This window comes from Bulleidia extructa W1219, assembly GCF_000177375.1.
GTDB classification, from domain to species: Bacteria; Bacillota_I; Bacilli_A; order Erysipelotrichales; family Erysipelotrichaceae; genus Bulleidia; species Bulleidia extructa.
In genome coordinates, this window is sequence record NZ_ADFR01000003.1 from 187,614 (window position 1) to 205,243 (window position 17,630).

At 35.6% G+C, this 17,630-nt stretch carries 19 protein-coding genes; 18 read left to right on the forward strand and 1 reads right to left on the reverse strand.

The window, feature by feature from the left end:
* Positions 1-73: 73 nt before the first annotated feature.
* The 6 genes from HMPREF9013_RS03365 (at position 74) to HMPREF9013_RS03390 (ending at position 7,840) form a co-directional block, all read left to right on the forward strand.
* Positions 74-1,363, forward strand: a complete 1,290-nt coding sequence (locus HMPREF9013_RS03365; protein ID WP_006626972.1) for a uracil-xanthine permease family protein — start codon at positions 74-76, stop codon at positions 1,361-1,363.
* A gap of 102 nt (positions 1,364-1,465) precedes the next feature.
* Positions 1,466-3,223, forward strand: coding sequence for an ABC transporter ATP-binding protein (locus HMPREF9013_RS03370; RefSeq protein WP_006626973.1), 1,758 nt, complete (start codon positions 1,466-1,468; stop codon positions 3,221-3,223).
* Positions 3,220-4,953: an ABC transporter ATP-binding protein gene (locus HMPREF9013_RS03375; RefSeq protein ID WP_006626974.1), complete on the forward strand. Its 1,734-nt coding sequence runs from the start codon at positions 3,220-3,222 to the stop codon at positions 4,951-4,953. Before HMPREF9013_RS03370 ends, HMPREF9013_RS03375 begins: the two co-directional genes overlap by 4 nt.
* A gap of 281 nt (positions 4,954-5,234) precedes the next feature.
* Positions 5,235-5,576, forward strand: coding sequence for a hypothetical protein (locus HMPREF9013_RS07200; protein WP_050772078.1), 342 nt, complete (start codon positions 5,235-5,237; stop codon positions 5,574-5,576).
* Entirely contained in the window at positions 5,569-7,110 is a 1,542-nt protein-coding gene (locus HMPREF9013_RS03385; protein ID WP_006626976.1) for an ABC transporter permease/substrate-binding protein, read from the forward strand. Before HMPREF9013_RS07200 ends, HMPREF9013_RS03385 begins: the two co-directional genes overlap by 8 nt.
* A 1-nt stretch (position 7,111) precedes the next feature.
* Positions 7,112-7,840: an ATP-binding cassette domain-containing protein gene (locus tag HMPREF9013_RS03390; RefSeq protein ID WP_006626977.1), complete on the forward strand. Its 729-nt coding sequence runs from the start codon at positions 7,112-7,114 to the stop codon at positions 7,838-7,840.
* Positions 7,841-7,932: 92 nt separating this feature from the next.
* Here the strand turns inward: HMPREF9013_RS03390 and HMPREF9013_RS03395 are convergent, their stop codons facing one another.
* Positions 7,933-8,739 carry a Cof-type HAD-IIB family hydrolase gene (locus HMPREF9013_RS03395; RefSeq protein WP_006626978.1) on the reverse strand — a complete coding sequence of 269 codons (807 nt, stop codon included), beginning with the start codon at positions 8,737-8,739 and terminating at the stop codon, positions 7,933-7,935.
* 269 nt (positions 8,740-9,008) lie between these two features.
* On the opposite strand from HMPREF9013_RS03395, the gene HMPREF9013_RS03400 reads away from it, so the two are divergent.
* From HMPREF9013_RS03400 to HMPREF9013_RS03455, 12 genes are all read left to right on the forward strand, one after another.
* Positions 9,009-9,896: a fructose bisphosphate aldolase gene (locus HMPREF9013_RS03400; protein WP_006626979.1), complete on the forward strand. Its 888-nt coding sequence runs from the start codon at positions 9,009-9,011 to the stop codon at positions 9,894-9,896.
* A gap of 74 nt (positions 9,897-9,970) precedes the next feature.
* The gene (locus HMPREF9013_RS03405) at positions 9,971-10,609 is read left to right on the forward strand and encodes a hypothetical protein (RefSeq protein WP_006626980.1); all 639 of its coding nucleotides are present in this window, start codon (positions 9,971-9,973) and stop codon (positions 10,607-10,609) included.
* A 24-nt stretch (positions 10,610-10,633) separates the two neighbouring features.
* Positions 10,634-11,206, forward strand: coding sequence for a hypothetical protein (locus HMPREF9013_RS03410; protein ID WP_006626981.1), 573 nt, complete (start codon positions 10,634-10,636; stop codon positions 11,204-11,206).
* 111 nt (positions 11,207-11,317) lie between these two features.
* A complete protein-coding gene (locus HMPREF9013_RS03415; protein WP_006626982.1) occupies positions 11,318-11,875 on the forward strand; it encodes a TetR/AcrR family transcriptional regulator in 558 nt (185 codons plus the stop codon).
* Between the two features lie 85 nt (positions 11,876-11,960).
* Entirely contained in the window at positions 11,961-12,626 is a 666-nt protein-coding gene (locus HMPREF9013_RS03420; RefSeq protein ID WP_006626983.1) for a hypothetical protein, read from the forward strand.
* Positions 12,623-13,039, forward strand: coding sequence for a DUF2871 domain-containing protein (locus tag HMPREF9013_RS03425; RefSeq protein WP_006626984.1), 417 nt, complete (start codon positions 12,623-12,625; stop codon positions 13,037-13,039). The genes HMPREF9013_RS03420 and HMPREF9013_RS03425 overlap by 4 nt, the downstream gene beginning before the upstream one ends.
* A gap of 47 nt (positions 13,040-13,086) precedes the next feature.
* Positions 13,087-13,518 (forward strand): hypothetical protein, encoded by a 432-nt coding sequence (locus tag HMPREF9013_RS07605; RefSeq protein WP_006626985.1) that lies wholly within the window; start codon positions 13,087-13,089, stop codon positions 13,516-13,518.
* 90 nt (positions 13,519-13,608) lie between these two features.
* Complete coding sequence (locus HMPREF9013_RS03435; RefSeq protein WP_006626986.1) at positions 13,609-14,142, forward strand: GNAT family N-acetyltransferase; 534 nt, start codon at positions 13,609-13,611, stop codon at positions 14,140-14,142.
* Between the two features lie 67 nt (positions 14,143-14,209).
* Entirely contained in the window at positions 14,210-15,586 is a 1,377-nt protein-coding gene (gene murC / locus HMPREF9013_RS03440; RefSeq protein WP_006626987.1) for a UDP-N-acetylmuramate--L-alanine ligase, read from the forward strand.
* Positions 15,587-15,631: 45 nt separating this feature from the next.
* The gene (locus HMPREF9013_RS03445) at positions 15,632-16,261 is read left to right on the forward strand and encodes an HAD family hydrolase (protein WP_006626988.1); all 630 of its coding nucleotides are present in this window, start codon (positions 15,632-15,634) and stop codon (positions 16,259-16,261) included.
* Between the two features lies 1 nt (position 16,262).
* A complete protein-coding gene (rlmD, locus tag HMPREF9013_RS03450; RefSeq protein ID WP_006626989.1) occupies positions 16,263-17,423 on the forward strand; it encodes a 23S rRNA (uracil(1939)-C(5))-methyltransferase RlmD in 1,161 nt (386 codons plus the stop codon).
* A gap of 17 nt (positions 17,424-17,440) precedes the next feature.
* Positions 17,441-17,630, forward strand: a 190-nt coding sequence (locus HMPREF9013_RS03455; protein ID WP_006626990.1) for a hypothetical protein, incomplete at its 3' end; no start/stop codon positions are given.

Consider the following 17,630-nt stretch of genomic DNA (forward strand, 5'->3'; position numbering starts at 1 on the left):
AGGAAAATGAAAAGAATGTCATTTATAGTGGCCTGAATAGGGCCACTTTTTTTAGGGCCAAAAAGGAGGAAAGATGAAAGAAAATAATGAGATGATCTTGGATGTGCGAGATAAGCCGGAAGTGTCAAAATGGTTTTTCTTAAGTTTCCAACACGTTTTTGCGATGTTTGGGGCAACGATTTTAGTGCCTATTTTAACCGGTTTTCCGGTTTCGGTGGCGTTATTTGCTTCGGGTCTTGGAACGATTATTTATTCCTTTATAACACAATTCAAAGTGCCGGTTTATTTGGGAAGTAGTTTTGCTTATATTGCGGCTGTTCAAATTGCAATTAAAGCTATGGGTGGTGCTAAGGACGCGGCTCTTTCAGGACTGTTTTTAGTCGGTCTCATTTATGTATGCGTCGGTTTGATCATCAAAGTAATTGGTAAAAAGTGGGTGGATAAGTTATTGCCACCAATTGTGATTGGTCCTATGATTGCAGTGATTGGATTGGGATTAGCTTCTTCAGCCATCAGTAATGCCGGCTTAGTACAAAAAGGAGATCCTAGAGCAATGGCGGTTGCTTTTATCACTTTTGTAGTAACCGCTTTGATTTCAACCAAAGCGAAGGGATTCTTTAAGATTATTCCTTTCTTATGTGGAATCATTATCGGCTATGTGGTAGCGATTTGTTTTGGAATTGTGGATTTCACACCAATCCAACAAGTCATTCAATCCGGTCGATGGGTTGCTTTACCGGAATTTTTATTACCATTTAAGCTGGGTCATTTCGAACAGTGGCATTTCTACTTTGGACCGGAAACGATTGCTATTTTACCGGTTGTTCTCGTAACAATTTCAGAGCATATTGGAGATCATACCGTTCTTTCTAAAATTGTCGGTAAAAATTTCTTAAAAGATCCCGGTTTGGACAAAACCTTAATGGGAGACGGTATTGCCACATCCGTTTCAGCTTTATTGGGTGGTCCGGCCAATACGACCTATGGGGAAAATACAGGGGTCATTGGTATGACCAAAGTAGCTTCTATCTATGTGACGATTGGAGCGGCTTGTATAGCGATTGTATTATCCATGTTTCCATTGGTGTCGGCACTGATTCAAACGATTCCAAATCCTGTTTTAGGAGGGATGTCCATTCTTCTTTATGGAGTGATTGCTTCTAATGGATTGCGAGTTTTGATTGATCATCAAGTGGATTTTGGTGAACAAAGAAATCTGATTATTGCTTCAGCTATGTTAGTCATCGGTATTGGTGGTGCCATCTTGCCTATTGGTGGATTAGTGACCTTAAGTGGAACGGCTTTATCGGCGGTTGTCGGTATCTTATTAAATTTTATTCTTCCTAAAAAAAGAAATAAATAAGAGAAATTTTAAAGAGATGAAAATCTCTTTTTTTCTTGATTCAAAAAGAAGAAGGGTATACAATCCAGTTGGTTAGTCATAACAAACTAAGAAAGGAGAATTATGAAGAATAAAGAAAAATCCACTGTTTCTTGGATTTATGAGTTTGCTGGGAAATATCGATCTTCTTATATTATTTCTATTGTATTATCTTTTATTGGAGTGGCGTTTTCCGTTTTACCATTTTGGTGGATAGCCCGAATGATTCAACAATTATTATCCCATCAAACAGATTGGACGGTTTATTTTCAAGAGGGATTAGAAATAGCGATGCTTTGGTTGGTAAGCATTTTGGCTAAGAAGATATCGACTTCTTTTTCCCATAAAGCCACCTTCCAAGTTTTGGGAAATATGCGGGAAGCTATGAGTCTTCATTTATCGAAAATGGAGTTGGGACGGGTACAAAATTACGCCTCAGGGACATTAAAGAATATCATGGTAGAAAGAATTGACTCCATTGAAACGACATTGGCTCATATTGTGCCAGAGGTGAGTGGAAATATGGTGGTGCCATTGATTATTGTTATCTATTTATTTTATTTGGATTGGCGGATGGCACTCATTGCTTTGATACCATTACCAATTGGATTAATTGCTTTGATGACGATGATGATTGGTTATGAAAAGGATTATAAAAATACCCTTGATAAAACCAAAACTCTCAATGATACCGCTGTGGAATATATCCATGGTATTGAAGTGATCAAGGCTTTTGGTAAGTCGAAGACTTCGTATGAAAAATTTGTTATAGCAGCGAAAGAGGGGGCTTCTTGTTATGTGGATTGGATGAATAAACACCGCTATAAACAAAGCATTGCTGTAACGGTTGCTCCTAATACCTTGTTGTTTGTTTTGCCGTTTGGTTTATGGTTTATGATGAACGGTTCTTTAAGTACTTTCCATTTTATTTTAATCATTCTTTTATCCATAGGCTTATTGACTCCTTTGATTATTTCAATGAGTTATATGGATGACATGGCTCGTATTCGGACCATTGTAAATGAGGTGGTGGATGTATTAGAAAACCCTATTCAAAATCATGCGGACAGCTTGGAGAAAAAGATTGATCACTATGATATTCATTTGCAAAATGTCCATTTTTCTTATCAAGAAGAGGAAGTGTTGCATGGTATTCATCTGGATATTCCACAGGGTACATTAACAGCTTTGGTAGGCCCTAGCGGTTCGGGTAAATCGACTATAGCAAAATTAATTGCGGCCTTATGGGATGTGAAAGAAGGAACGATTTCGATTGGTTCTGTGAAAGCACAAGATATCCCATTAAAAGAGTATTATCGGTTGGTTAGTTTTGTATCTCAAGATAATTATCTATTTAATCAAACGATCCGTGAAAACATTCGGATGGGGAAACCGGAAGCCAGCGATGAAGAAGTAGAACAGATTGCAAAAGAAAGTGGTTGTCATGAGTTTATTACTCAATTGGAAAATGGATATGACACCATTGTGGGTGATGCCGGGGGTCATTTATCCGGTGGTGAAAGACAAAGAATTGCGATTGCTAGGGCTATGATGGCAAACACCCCTATCGTGATTTTAGATGAAGCGACTGCTTATACAGATCCGGAAAATGAGGCATTGATTCAGCAATCGGTTGCTCAATTGGTAAAGGGAAAAACCTTGATTGTGATTGCTCATCGTCTATCTACGATTCAAAATGCTGACCAAATTTGTGTCATTGAAAAAGGGAATTTGATTGCACAAGGAAAACATGAGGACTTGATAGCGAATTGTCCATTATATAAATCCATGTGGCAAGCTCACATCTCTGTTAAAGATGAAGGAATGGAGGTGAAGAAATGATTGCTATCATTCGTAAATTCTTTGCTTTTAGTGATGAAGAAAATCGCAAAAGATTTCATGTTTCAATTCTATTGGGTGTGTTAGTGTCTTTCTTTGAATCTTTTAAAATTGGAGCGATTGCGCTTTCTTTACAAGGCATTGTTCAACAAAACATTGATATGAATTTAATTCTAAAAGTGTCTCTTATTTTGGGGATTGGTACGATTGGTTCGGTTTTGATTCGGGCTAAGAGTACCATGTTACAAACTCAAGGAGGCTATGGGGTCGCTTGTGATAAGCGCATTGAAATAGCGGAACATCTTCGTTATTTTCCAATGGGATTTTTTAATCAAAAAAGTTTAGGTGAAATTACTTCAGTCACTACGAATACTATGGAAGCCTTAGGAGAAGTGGCTACAAGAGTTATTATGTTGGTGACCAGCGGTTTATTGAATACAGCTTGGATTACAATAGCGATCTGGATCTTTGATTGGCGGATTGGGTTGGTATTGGTGATCGGTTTTAGTCTATATATTTTAGTCAATTATAGAATGAATCTTAGTTCACGAGCTATTTCCAAAGCAAAAGTGGAAAATACTTCCCAGCTGGTTAGTCAGGTTTTAGAACAGATTCAAGGAATGGCAGAAGTCAAGCAGTTTCAATTGGTTGGTAAGCAAGCCAAAGAATTGCATCGCCTGATTGTTGAAAATGTTCAGGTGAATACGAAGATGGAGTTTTCCTTGATTCCATTTTTGGGGATTCAAAGTCTTTGGATTAAATGGATTGGCGTTTTCATGTCAATGTTTTCAATCTGGTTTTATTTAAACGGTTCCATGGAACTTTCCACAACGTTAGTGATGTTAATTTCTTCTTTTATGATTTATGAACAATTAGATACATCCGGTAATTATTCAGCTTTATTAAGGGTGATTGAGAATTGTGTCGATCAAGCCAGTGAAATTTTAAAAATGCCTAAAATGGATATCGATGGGGAAGAAATAATACCTAAACATCATTCGATCGAATTAAAACACGTTACTTTCTCCTACCAAAATGAACATCTGATTCAGGATATGAATGTGAAAATAAAAGAAAAAACAACCACGGCTATTGTCGGACCATCCGGATCAGGAAAAACAACATTATGTCATTTGATGGCTCGCTTTTGGGATGTACAAGAAGGAGAAATTTTATTAGGAGATCGAAATATCAAAGAGTATAACTTGGATAGCCTCATGAAGAATTTTAGTTTTGTGTTCCAAAATGTGTATTTATTTAATGATACAATTGCGAATAATATTCGCTTTGGTCGACCGGAAGTATCCATGGACAAAGTTATAGAGGCGGCAAAGAGTGCTTGTTGTCATGAGTTTATCATGTCTTTACCAAATGGGTATGATACTATCATCGGAGAAGGAGGATCTTCTTTATCTGGTGGGGAAAAGCAACGCATCTCGATTGCTAGAGCCATGTTAAAGGATGCCCCGATCATTATTTTAGATGAAGCCACAGCAAACGTGGATCCGGAAAACGAACAATCTTTAGTTCAAGCCATTCAAGAATTGACACGGAATAAGACCATTATTATGATTGCTCATCGTTTGAAAACAGTTCGTCATGCTGATCGAATTCTTGTGTTGGATCATGGTCGTATTGTTCAAGATGGGACGCATGAGTCTTTGATGCAAGAAGAGGGAATCTATCAACGATTTATTCAAGAAAGAAGTCAAGCGGTCAGTTGGAAGTTATAAAAGGATATTTTTCTTAGCTGAAATAATCATAGGGTTGATAGATGAGTTGTTTCATGTCGATCAAAATCATTTTGAAGTGAATCTGTACAGGTTCACTTTTTATTTGTGCTATGATAATAGCCTCTTTTCTTGACTTTTAAAGGATAAAAAGGGAATAAAACAAGTTTTAAAACATCTATAACCAGTTTGCAGAGCTTTTATGAGGTAATAGCAAATCACTTGACTAATTTTCTGTTGGCGATAATAGTTTTATACAGTAATGTTGTAAAAAATAGTTCTATATGGAAACTAGAGATAAAGAAATGAAAGTAGAAGGTGGATGCTTGGTCGATAAGGTAAAATTATTGAATGGCAAAAAATTAAATCCATGGTTTTCTAACTGTGATCTTATTGAATTTAATGGAAAACAAGGTGGAATTTTATACTCTTTATGGAAAAAAGATGATTTTAGTAGTACAAACATTTCTTTAGATATAGGAATTGTTACTCATCCTTTACCGCATCGACCGGATAAAATGAAAAGTCATGAAGTAGATAAAATGGGTGAGATTTTCTATAAAGGTTTTTCAATTAAAAGTATGTTGAGGAAAATAATTTCAAATTCGGAGGAAGAAGATGATTAATAAAATTTTTGAAGAGATATCAAGCAACTCATCGTTTTATCTAAATTTATTGACAGAGCATATCATGATCACATTTACAGCAGTGGTGATTGCCATAGTAGTAGGATTATCTATTGGCATTTTCATTTCTCAAAAACCCAAGATGGCGGGTTATGTTATATCTGTAGTCAATATAGCGTATACGATTCCATCAATAGCCCTTTTAGGTTTTTTGATTTCTTTGACGGGGATAGGGAATACCACAGCTATCATTGCCCTTACCATATACGCATTATTACCCATTGTTAGAAGTACTTATGTAGGGATAACGACGATTGATCCTAAAATCATTGAAGCAAGTAGAGCTATGGGTAGTAAGGAATTTCAAATATTGTATAAAATTAAACTTCCCTTGGCATTTCCGGTCATATTTTCATCCATTATGAATATGGTTACGATGACGATTGCTTTAGCCGGTATTGCTTCATTTGTTGGAGCAGGTGGCTTGGGCGTGGCTATTTATAGAGGAATTACCACAAACAATGAAGTGTTAATTTTAATAGGGAGTGTGTTGATTGCTATATTGGCACTAACGGTAGATGGTGTTTTAAGTTTATTTGGAAAATTGGTTTCAAGTCATCAATTAAAAAAATTAGCCAATAAAAAAACAGCCTTGATATCAGGACTAATCATTCTAATGAGTTTATTTAGTTTTGGACTTTATCAAAACGGTAAATCTGATACCATTCATATTGCTTCAAAGCCAACATCAGAGGGATATATATTGGCTGAATTGGTTAGCGAATTAATTAAGAATGACACTAAGTTAAAGGTGAAGATAACACATGGTGTTGGTGGTGGGACAGCCAATATTCATCCGGCAATTGTTAAAGGGGATTTTGATATGTATCCCGAATATACGGGAACTTCTTGGCAAATCGTGTTAAAGAAAACAAACCCCTATAAAGATGAAAATTTTGATGTACTTGACCAAGAATATCGAAATAAATATCGGTTGACGTGGAAAGGAATGGTTGGATTTAATAATACTTATAGTTTAGGGATTAGGGCAGATTTGGCCAAAAAATATCATATTAAGACATTCTCGGATTTGGTCAAGTATGCTAAGGAGTTTACCTTCGGAGCGGAATATGATTTCTTTGGAAGAGAAGATGGGTATAAGGCGCTTACAAAGGCGTATCAATTAAAATTTAAAAAGGCAATCGATATGGATAATGGTCTGAAATATCAGGCATTATATGATAGAAAAATTGATGTTATGACAGTATTTACAACAGACGGTCAAATTTCAGATCCAAGAATCGTAGTCCTTGAAGACGATCTTGGGTTTTATCCGAAATATAAAGCAGGCATGGTTGTACGAGAAGAAATACTCAGAAAACATCCGGAGTTAAATGCGGTGTTAGAAAAATTAAAGGGCTTGATTGATGAAAAAACCATGGCTTTTTTGAATAAAAAGGTTGAAATCGGTAAAGAAAATCCGAGAGATGTAGCCAGAAAATTCTTAAGAGAAAAAGGACTTGTGAGGAAATAAAATGAGTAAAATAATAGAATATAAAAATATCGGCAAATCCTATCATGGAACATGGGTCATTCGAAATTTTAATCTAAGCATCCATGAGGGAGATTTTATTTGTATCGTAGGAACATCCGGTTCTGGGAAAACCACACTTTTAAAAATGATTAACGGACTTTTGAAACCTGATGAAGGAGAAATAATGATTTCAGGAAAAAACATTCTGAAGGAGGATATTATTTCACTTAGAAGAAAAATTGGCTATGCCATTCAAGGAAATGGGTTGTTTCCTCACATGACGGTTTCGGAAAATATAGGGTATGTTCCAAGACTGGAAAAGAAAGAAGAAAAAAAGGTCCATGAGATAATAGATAAAATGTTAAATCTTGTGGGCTTACCGTTAGATATTAAAGGAAAATATCCTGATGAATTATCAGGTGGTCAGCAACAGCGTGTCGGTATAGCAAGAGCGTATGCCAATTCTCCTTTTATACTCTTAATGGATGAACCTTTTGGGGCGGTGGATTCAATCACAAGGTACCAACTTCAAAAGGATTTGAAAGAAATCCATCAACAAACGAATTGTACCATTATCTTTATCACCCATGATATTTATGAAGCTTTCAAAATGGGAACTCATATTTTGGTCATGGATGAAGGAAAAGCTCAACAATTTGGAACAACAGAAGAAGTATGGAACCATCCAAGTAATGATTTTGTCAAAAAATTGATCGAAATGACAAGATGATAAAATTTAAAATGTTCTTTCTATGAGGACCGTATCAAAGGATCTTGTATTCCATGTCCTGATTGAAGAGTAAATCAAAAATGAGGTGAACCTCATTTTTTTAGTGTTTGAAGAGAACGTCCCTCTAAAATAGCTTGTAAACCATCGGTAACCCGTACAACCTGATAGGCACATAAATCACGAATTTCCTGCTTTGAATTAGCCATGGCAATACCATATTGACTGGCTTGAAGGATTTGCCGATCATTATCGTTATCACCAAACATAACGGTATTGCGTATATCTATATGTAATGATTTTAATAATTGAACAAAACCGGCCCCTTTATGGATGCCCTTTGGCATAAAATCCAGCCATTGCTTGCCACCAATTTGAACGGTGATTTCATCGCTAAACAGTTTTTTATAGCTGTCAAAATGACCGACGACACCATCTTTAAAATATCCCGAAATTTTGCTATATGATTCAGGTAAACACAATAAATTCTTCACCAAGGTAACATTGTTTTTGACAACATCTCGGATATGAATCAGATAATTGATATCTTTGGGGCAAATATAGCTGGTTTTTTCTCCCGATACGAGCACCTCAGCTTCTGTATCTTTCGTTAATATCTGGATCAGTTTTTTAGCCACTGTCGTATCCATATTTTCTTTAGAAACACATTGGTTATGATAGACTGTTAGACAACCATTTAAACAAAGATAAGCAATATCGTCCTTAACCGGCTCAAATAATCTTCTTAAGTTGGTGTATTCTCTACCTGAGGCTGCCATAAATAAGATGCCTTTTTGTTGGAGCCTTTTGATTTGTGTAAAGATGATAGGATCTATCTCTTGGGCACCATTTTGTAATAAAGTACCATCTAAGTCACAGGCAATCAATTGGATTTTTTCCATGAGAATATTGTATAACAAATTTCGGATATTCAGAATGTTAGATAGTGGAAGGTCTAAAAGGAAGGCTGATGCGTTTTAAAAGTAAAAAGAATTTTGGAAACTTTTAATTTTTAGACTTTATGGCAAAAAGCGAGAATGAAAATGAGATGACTCATGCCTTTTAAAAACTCGATGGATGGAATTGATGATGGAACCACTTGAATTTTTTGGTTAGTGGTATATAACTAAGGTAGAAAGGTAGTAGGAGCTGGTACTCTGAAAAGGGATTCATGAATACAGAAATGTTAAAAAGAATGTCATCCGGTCAAGGATTTATTGCGGCACTGGATCAAAGTGGTGGAAGTACGCCAAAAGCCTTAAAAGCGTATGGATTAAGTGAAGAAGCTTGGCACAATGAAGAAGAAATGTTTGATTTAGTTCATCAAATGCGAACAAGAATCATGACTTCATCCGCTTTTTCAAGTGAAAAAATCATTGGAGCAATCTTGTTTGAAATGACCATGGAAAGAAAAGTGAGTGGTAAGTATACAGCTGATTATTTATGGGAGAATAAAGGGATTGTTCCTTTCTTGAAGATTGATAAAGGTTTGGCGGAATTAAAGGATGGGGTTCAATTGATGAAACCGATGCCTACGTTGGATGAATTATTGGAAAGAGCGGTTCAACATCATATCTTTGGTACCAAAGAACGTTCCGTTATCAAAGAAGCGAATGAAAAGGGAATTCAAGCGGTTGTTGCACAACAGTTTGAAGTGGCTAAGAAAGTGGCTTCTTATGGTTTGGTTCCAATCATTGAGCCGGAAGTAGATATTCATTGTCCGGATAAAGCTAAAGCGGAAGCATACTTGAAGAAGGCGTTAAAAGCGGAATTGGCTCAATTGAATGAAGATGTTCGAGTGATGTTTAAACTCACCATTCCAGAAGTGGATAATGATTATGAGGAATTGATGAAGGATCAACATGTTGTTCGTGTGGTGGCTTTGTCGGGTGGCTATTCTCGTGAAGTGGCGAATGAAAAATTAGCTCGTAATCACGGCTTGATTGCTTCTTTCTCCAGAGCGTTAGTGGAAGGTTTATCCGCTCAACAATCGGATGAAGAGTTTGAGGCTTTATTGGCGAAATCGGCTGAATCAATTTATCAAGCTTCAATTCAATAATTTAGTGAAGGTCTTCTGAAATAGAAAGACCTTTTTGTTATAATGGATACGCAAGATGAAAGAAGGAAAATAGAATGGATTTACTAGGATACATCCGTGAAAATAAGTCATTGAACAGTTTGTTGAGCCGAGAATGTGATATTTATTTTTACCATCAAACCCAAGAAATTCAATTTTCAAAGAATCATGAAATCTATTCATTGGCTTACCAAGCTTTTGCACAAGATGGTAGTGGAAGTGAATATGTCTTTCTTGAAGATGGCAGTATAGGTTTTATCGGAAGTGAAGGTGAAGTAGGAAGAATTGCAGAAAGCTTAGATGAACTATTGACTTTTTTGATTCATGCCGGTTGTATTTCTGATTTTAGTTGTCGACCACTCTATGAGAAAGAAGAATTATTGAAAATGTATTGTTTAAGATATGTCGCTAAAATGCGAGAAGATTATCGGAAACAAAAAAAGGACTGGGATGAAATTCGTGGTGCCATCGCCAAGCAACTATCGCTTCCTTTTAACCCGAATCAATTCGTTGATTTCGCCAAGAAATTTTATCAATCAGCTAGTAGAGAACCACTGTTTTCATGTCGGTATCCAGATGGTGAAACAGAATACGTGTGCGATTCAGTACTTTCGGATCATGTTGGAATGTGGATCGAGAAGTGGCTTGGTATGAGTGAAGAAGAAATGAAGAAGATCGATGGTATAAATAGATAAGAATATGGTGATGAGTCAATGGATATGAGAAAAGATAAGATCGGTGGATATGATCAGTTCAGAAAAGGCATGATTAATTTCATAGTTATATTATTAAGAGAAGCAATCCCTATTTTAGGAGCTGTTATAGTGATGGCAGTGATGATTGTCCCTTTGTTATGGGTATTTCAATTTCATGTTATATCTATGTTGCTTTTATCAGTGTTGGCCATATTTATTTTGGGGTTAGTTGAACGCTTGATTTCAAAGCTCATCAGTGGTCAGGCTGAGCGGTTGTTTGGAAAACAAGAACTATATTTGATTGACCATGATTTGTATTACACGGTCGATATTCGACGTCGTTTCTCTCGTGAAATGAAATGTTTTAAAATTATTGAAATATATCAAATTAAAAAAACAAGACTTTGTTGGCAATTTGACTGCCTTTGTTATGAAACTAAAAAAAGTGGTCAAGCAAGTGCAGAAGAGGTTTTAGAAGAATTAAGACAAACTGAAAAGTGTTTGAAAGCCAAGAAAGAAACAGTGGCTATTAAACGGCAATACGAAGTTCAAAGTGATCAGCGGATAGATGGTTTATTTAAAAAAATCACCATTTAGTATGAAATCATCTAAGAAAAAAAGGTTTTAAAAATCTAAAATCATTTCTTGACATTTTCACTATCCAATTTCTATAATAAAATGAACATTGTTCAAATAAGGGGGTTGATTGTGAATACAAGTGTTACTTCAAGAGAGGCAATTTTAAAAGCTTGTAGAAAACTGATTTCCGAAAAAGGGATTTCTTCCTTGAATATGCGGGCTGTAGCGAAAGATTGTGATGTTGCATTGGGAGCCTTGTATTATTATTTCCCTTCCAAAAATGACTTGCTGATTGCGGCAATTGAAAGTGTCTGGGAAGATATTTTTCGTTTTCAGGATATTCAGTGTCAAGAAATTTCTTTTTTGGCCTACATGAAAAAAACATTTTATCATGTCCAAAAGGGCATCCAAAAGTATCCGAATTTCTTTACCATTCATTCCATCAGTTTTTCTGCTAAAAATCGAGGGGAGGCCTATGACACAATGAGGCAATACTTGGAGAAATTAAAAGAGCGAATGTTGGTTTTTATTCGGATGGATCATTCAATCCACAAAGATGTCTTTTCTACAAATTTTTCAGAAGAAGATTTTGTGGACTTTGTCTTGGCGAATCTTATTTGCCTTTTGGTACAAAAAAAGAAGAGTTGTCAGTTGCTTTTGGAAGTGATGAAACGAACCTTATATTAAGTTTTCAATACAACCCGTCAATAGGCGGGTTTGTTTAGAACTTAATTTGAACATTGTTCATATATATGAAGAGGAGATCGAGAGGATGCAATCAATGGTTGAAATGATTTTTGATGTTGTTTATCTATGCACCGTTATTGTTATAGGTGTGAAAATGCTTCTAGGAAATAAAGGGAATCGACAATTTTTCCTATATGGAGTTATGACAGTCACTTTAGGATTCGGAGATGCTTTTCATTTGATTCCAAGAGCTATTGCTGTGTGTACCACGGGTTTAGAGAATTATACTGTCTTTCTTGGAATTGGTAAGTTAATAACGTCTATTACGATGACGATATTTTATGTGATTCTTTATTATGTTTGGAGAGAACGCTATTCTATCCAAGGCAAAATAAATGTCACGATGGGGATATGGACTTTAGCAATGATGCGTATTGTACTTTGCCTATTTCCGCAAAATGCTTGGTTAAAAGCTAACCCACCTTTATCTTGGGGTATTTATCGCAATATTCCATTTTCGTTGTTGGGAATTTGGATGATTATTCTTTTTTATCGAAGTTCTCAGCAACAAAACGACTCGGCTTTTCGATATCTATGGTTGACGATTGTTTTAAGTTTTGTATTTTACATTCCTGTTGTTTTATGGGCGGATCATTTTCCGCTGATTGGAATGCTTATGATTCCAAAGACTTGTGCTTATGTATGGACGGTATTGATTGGATATAGTGCTATGAAAGGAGAATTGAAATGAAAAAACATTTGAATTACGCTTTGTTTTATGCTGTAGTCGCAATGATTGGAGGTGTTTTTTATCGAGAATTTACTAAGTGGAATCATTTTGTTGGTACAACTTCTCTTGGAAAAGTACACACTCATTTATTTTTGTTAGGGATGGTCATGTTTTTATTAGTGGCTTTGTTTGTTGAGGATGGACATATCCATCAAAACAAAACATTTCATTCTTTTATGTTGATTTATAACACGGGTGTTCCTTTAACTGTTATGATGATGGTAGTTCGTGGAATTCTGGAAGTTCTTGACGTGGCAGTATCTTCTAAAATGAACGCAGTTATTTCGGGCATATCCGGAATAGGGCATATTTTGACAGCGCTGGGTATTGTGTTACTGTTTATATCGCTTAAAAACACAAAAGAAACAGCTTAAAATCATATATCAGTTATCGGTGTTTATCACGAAAGAAAAGGAGCTTTATGAAAAATAGATCCTTATATCATGTTAAAAAAAGATCTCTTTTAGCCTTGGCAGGGATGGTTTGGATCATAGCAGGAATCAATGTATCCAGGATGGGTATTGTTTCTTATATCCTTTTGAATACGATTTCTCTTTTATACTTTCTTTTATCTTTGGTTGTCTTTGCGGCTTTTGGAACCATGTTTTATAAGATCAGTTTGAAACACTTAAAACGCATTCAACAGTATGAGGATCCGGTAAAACCGTTTTGGTATTTCTTTGGTGTTAAAGACTACGTGATGATGATTGTTATGATGAGTGGTGGTATTTGGTTACGCACTTCTAAAATGGTTTCAATAGAGTTTATTGCAGTCTTTTATACAGGGTTAGGCATGGCTCTTACTTTAGCCGGTATTTCTTTTTGGATCCGGTATTTTCAATACACCGAATAAAAGTTTTTTTGCAAAAGATATCGATTGTAAAAGTAAGGTATTTGAGGTGTGGTATTAAAATCTATTATTGTATAGAGAAAGGAGTAGTGTATGAATATTCAATTAATAAAGCTAGATAAACAATATCAAAAACAGTTAGAAGATATGCTTCAAGAATGGCGAGAGGATATTGAAAAAAATCATACCAATCATTCTCCTTGGGCTATCTTTAGAAATGATGATCATGATTTTGACTATTATGTCGAACATTTAGACTATAAAGAAGGTGAAAAAGAGAATCGAGTGCCGACAACCACTTTTTTCTGTTTGGATCTTGAACGAAATATTTTGGTTGGGGCTGTGAATATCCGACATTATTTGAATGAGGAATTGTTAAAAACAAGCGGTCATATTGGAGATGGGATTCGACCAAGTGAAAGAAGAAAGGGTTATGCGACAGCGATGATAGGTTTAGCACTACAAGAATGTCGAAAATTGGGTATTGAGAGAGTTTTAATGTGTTGTCGTAAAGATAATATCGGTTCTGCAAAATCCATTGTAAAAAATGGTGGTGTTTTGGAAAATGAGATCGTGGTGGACGATCATTTGGAACAACGGTATTGGATTGATTTGAAAGAAAGATGAGCCAATGTCCTCATGAATCCTTTTACTCAATTGTGTTAAACTAATAAAGAAAAAGAGGTGTTCTATCATGAAAATTCAATTTGATCAACCAACATCGGTTTATTTCATTGGAATTGGGGGTGTTTCTATGTCCGGTCTAGCCCATATTTTAATGGATCGAGGTTTTAAAGTAGCCGGTTCTGATGCTCATGTTTCAGCAAATACCGAACTGTTAGAAAAAGAGGGAGCTACAATTTTGATTGGTCAAAAAGCGGAAAATATCACTAATAAGTATAAATTGGTGGTTTATACAGCGGCGATTCATCCTGATAATCCGGAATATCAACAAGCGATGAAATTAAATATTCCTTTAATGAATCGAAAAGATTTATTAGCAGAAGTGATGGAACATTATCATAACTCCATCGCTATTGCCGGAACACATGGGAAAACCACCACCACAGCTATGTTGAGTTATATTTTTTTGGCGGCTGAATTAGATCCGACTATTTCCATTGGAGCTCATTTCAAAAAAATTCATGGGAATGTTCGGATTGGTCATAGTGAAGCTTTTTTGGCAGAAGCTTGTGAATATACCAATTCCTTTTTAGCACTAAGACCATTAGCTTCAATTATTTTAAATATTGAAGAAGACCATTTGGATTTCTTTAAAGATCTTCAAGATATTCGGAATTCTTTTCATCAGTTCGTGTTAAACACTTCTTCTGAAGGAGCACTCATCATTCATTCTCAAATAGATCATGTGGAAGAAATAGTAGAAGGGTATCATGGTCAAGTGATTCAATTTGGTTTGAATAAAGGTGACTTATGCGCTAAAAATATCCAACATTTACGTCATGGTGGAAATCAGTTTGAAGTTTGGATGAGGAGTGAACGATTAGGATCCATTGAATTACCAACAGGTGGAAAGCACAATATAACGAATGCTTTAGCGGCTATCGGAGTGGCGATTTCCTTCGGAGTTCCATTTGAAGCTATTCAACAGGGACTTAAGGAGTTTGAAGGAGCTGATCGTCGTTTTGAAAAGAAGGGCTTTTATCAAGGGGCAGAAATAGTGGATGATTACGCTCATCATCCACAAGAAATACAAGCTACTTTGAATATGGCGAAGGATTATCCGCATCAACGTTTGATCATGGTTTTCCAACCACATACCTATAGTCGTACTAAGTTTTTGTTTGAAGAATTTGCGGAAGTACTCAGTCAAGTGGATCAAGTGGTTTTGGCTCCCATCTATGCGGCCAGAGAAATAGATGATGGAAGTATTTCTTCAGACCTATTGGCTAAGCGGATCAATGAATTAAAAGGGAATGCGGTTAGCTTAGGAAGTTTTGTGGAAATTAAGGATTACTTAAAGAAACAATTACAAGAAGGGGATCTTTGTTTGACTGTTGGAGCGGGCAATGTCTATGAAATCGGAGAAGAGTTGATACAGGAAAGTTAGAAAGTGAAACATTCACTTTCTTTTTCTTTTTAGTACAATAAACACATGAAAACCATGATATGGGACTTTAATGGAACAATTATTGATGATGTTCAATTATGCATTGATATTGAAAATCAAATGGTGAAAGATTGGAACTTACAAGTTCCTTTTATCACAAAAGAAATTTATCAGGAAAATTTTTGTTTTCCAGTGATTCATTACTATCAAAAAATGGGATATGATTTGACAAAAGTATCCTATGAACAGATTTCTTATGAATTTCAAAAACGATTTGATCAAGGGTATCAACAGATGGATTTGTGTCTAGGTTTCCAAGATAGAGTAAAACAATTTCAAAAAGAAGGCTATCGCCAAGTGATTCTTTCCGCTACGCAACAAAGTGAATTGGATAAACAAGTGAAACATTTAAATATTGATTCTTTCTTTGAAGAAGTCATTGGTATTCAAGATAATTTAGCACACTCCAAGGTACAACGAGCTATGAGTTGGATGGAAAATAATCAAATTAATCCGGAAGATTGCACCTATTTGGGTGATACAGATCATGATTATGAAGTGGCGAAAGCTATAGGGATTGATCGTATCTATTTGATTGCTCAGGGTCACCAATCAGCTTCCGTGTTAGAAAAAACAGGGGCTTGTGTTTTAAAAAGTTTATTGGAGTGGCATTAAGATGCAGTGTCGAGTGTATCGGCGTTGTGGAGGATGTTCGATGTTGGAACAACCTTATGCCAACCAAATTCGTTGGAAACAAGCCGTTTTAGAAAGATTGTTCCCAAAAGAAACAGTTTTACCAATGTTAAAAGATAAAAACCCGGATCACTACCGTCATAAAATTTATGCGACATTTGGAAAAAATGCCCAAGGTATCTTCTTAGGTTTGTATGGTTACCATAATCATCGTTTAGTGAATTCCATGGATTGTCTTATTCAACATAAAAAAGGGAATGAGATTTTAAGGACGTTATGTGAATTGGCTAATGATTTTCATTTATCCGTTTATCAAGAAGATCGAAGAAAGGGTCTTTTACGTCATGTGTATCTTCGTATTTCTTCTAAAGATGAAAAAGTGATGATGGTACTTGTTTTAGGAGAAAAGAAATTTCCGGGCTCTAAAAAATTGGTCAAGATTTTGCTTGAAAAACATCCTGAAATTGAAACGGTGATTTTAAACTACAATTTCCGAAAGACTTCGATTGTCTTAGGAGAACAAGAAAGAGTGGTGTATGGAAAAGGCTATTTGATGGATAAAATAGATGGTCTTTCTTTTCGCATTTCTTCACATTCTTTTTATCAAGTGAATCCGAAACAGGCTTATCGTTTGTATCAAAGAGCTATTGAACTGGCTAACTTAAAGAAAGAAATGAAAGTGGTAGATGCCTGCTCAGGGACGGGGACGATTTCCTTATTATTGGCTAGACATGTTCAATCGGTGATTGGTATTGAGCTGAATCCACAAGCGGTTTTTGATGCCAATGAAAATAAAAAGGTGAATCAGATTCAAAATGTACAATTTTTGCAAGGAAGGGTGGAAGAGGTGATTCCTCGATATAGGATTCAAGCAGATGTCTTATTTTTAGATCCTCCAAGAAGTGGGATGGGACCATGTTTTATGACCTATTTAGATCAATTGAAGATTCCGAAGATTGTTTATATTTCTTGTGATCCAAATACGCAAGCAAGGGATATTCAAATTTTAAAAAGTCATTACAGCATAACCGTCAGTCAAGGGGTGGATATGTTTCCGCAGACAAAAAATATAGAGAATATTCTTGTTTTGGAAAGAAAAAGAAATGAGGAATCAAGAAAATCATTGATTAGTAGAATAAAATAGTGGGTATGGGAGTAGACATGAAAAAAATACAATTTTTAACCATAAAATTTCTTTTAATGACAAGCTTGATAACAGTTGTTAATGCTAGAACTATGATCTCGATGAATGGTAAAACCTATTTTTTTGATGAAAACGGTCATGCTAGAACAGGCTGGTATGAAGAAAATCAAAAGCGTTATTGGTTAAATTTAGATGGACGTGCCGAAA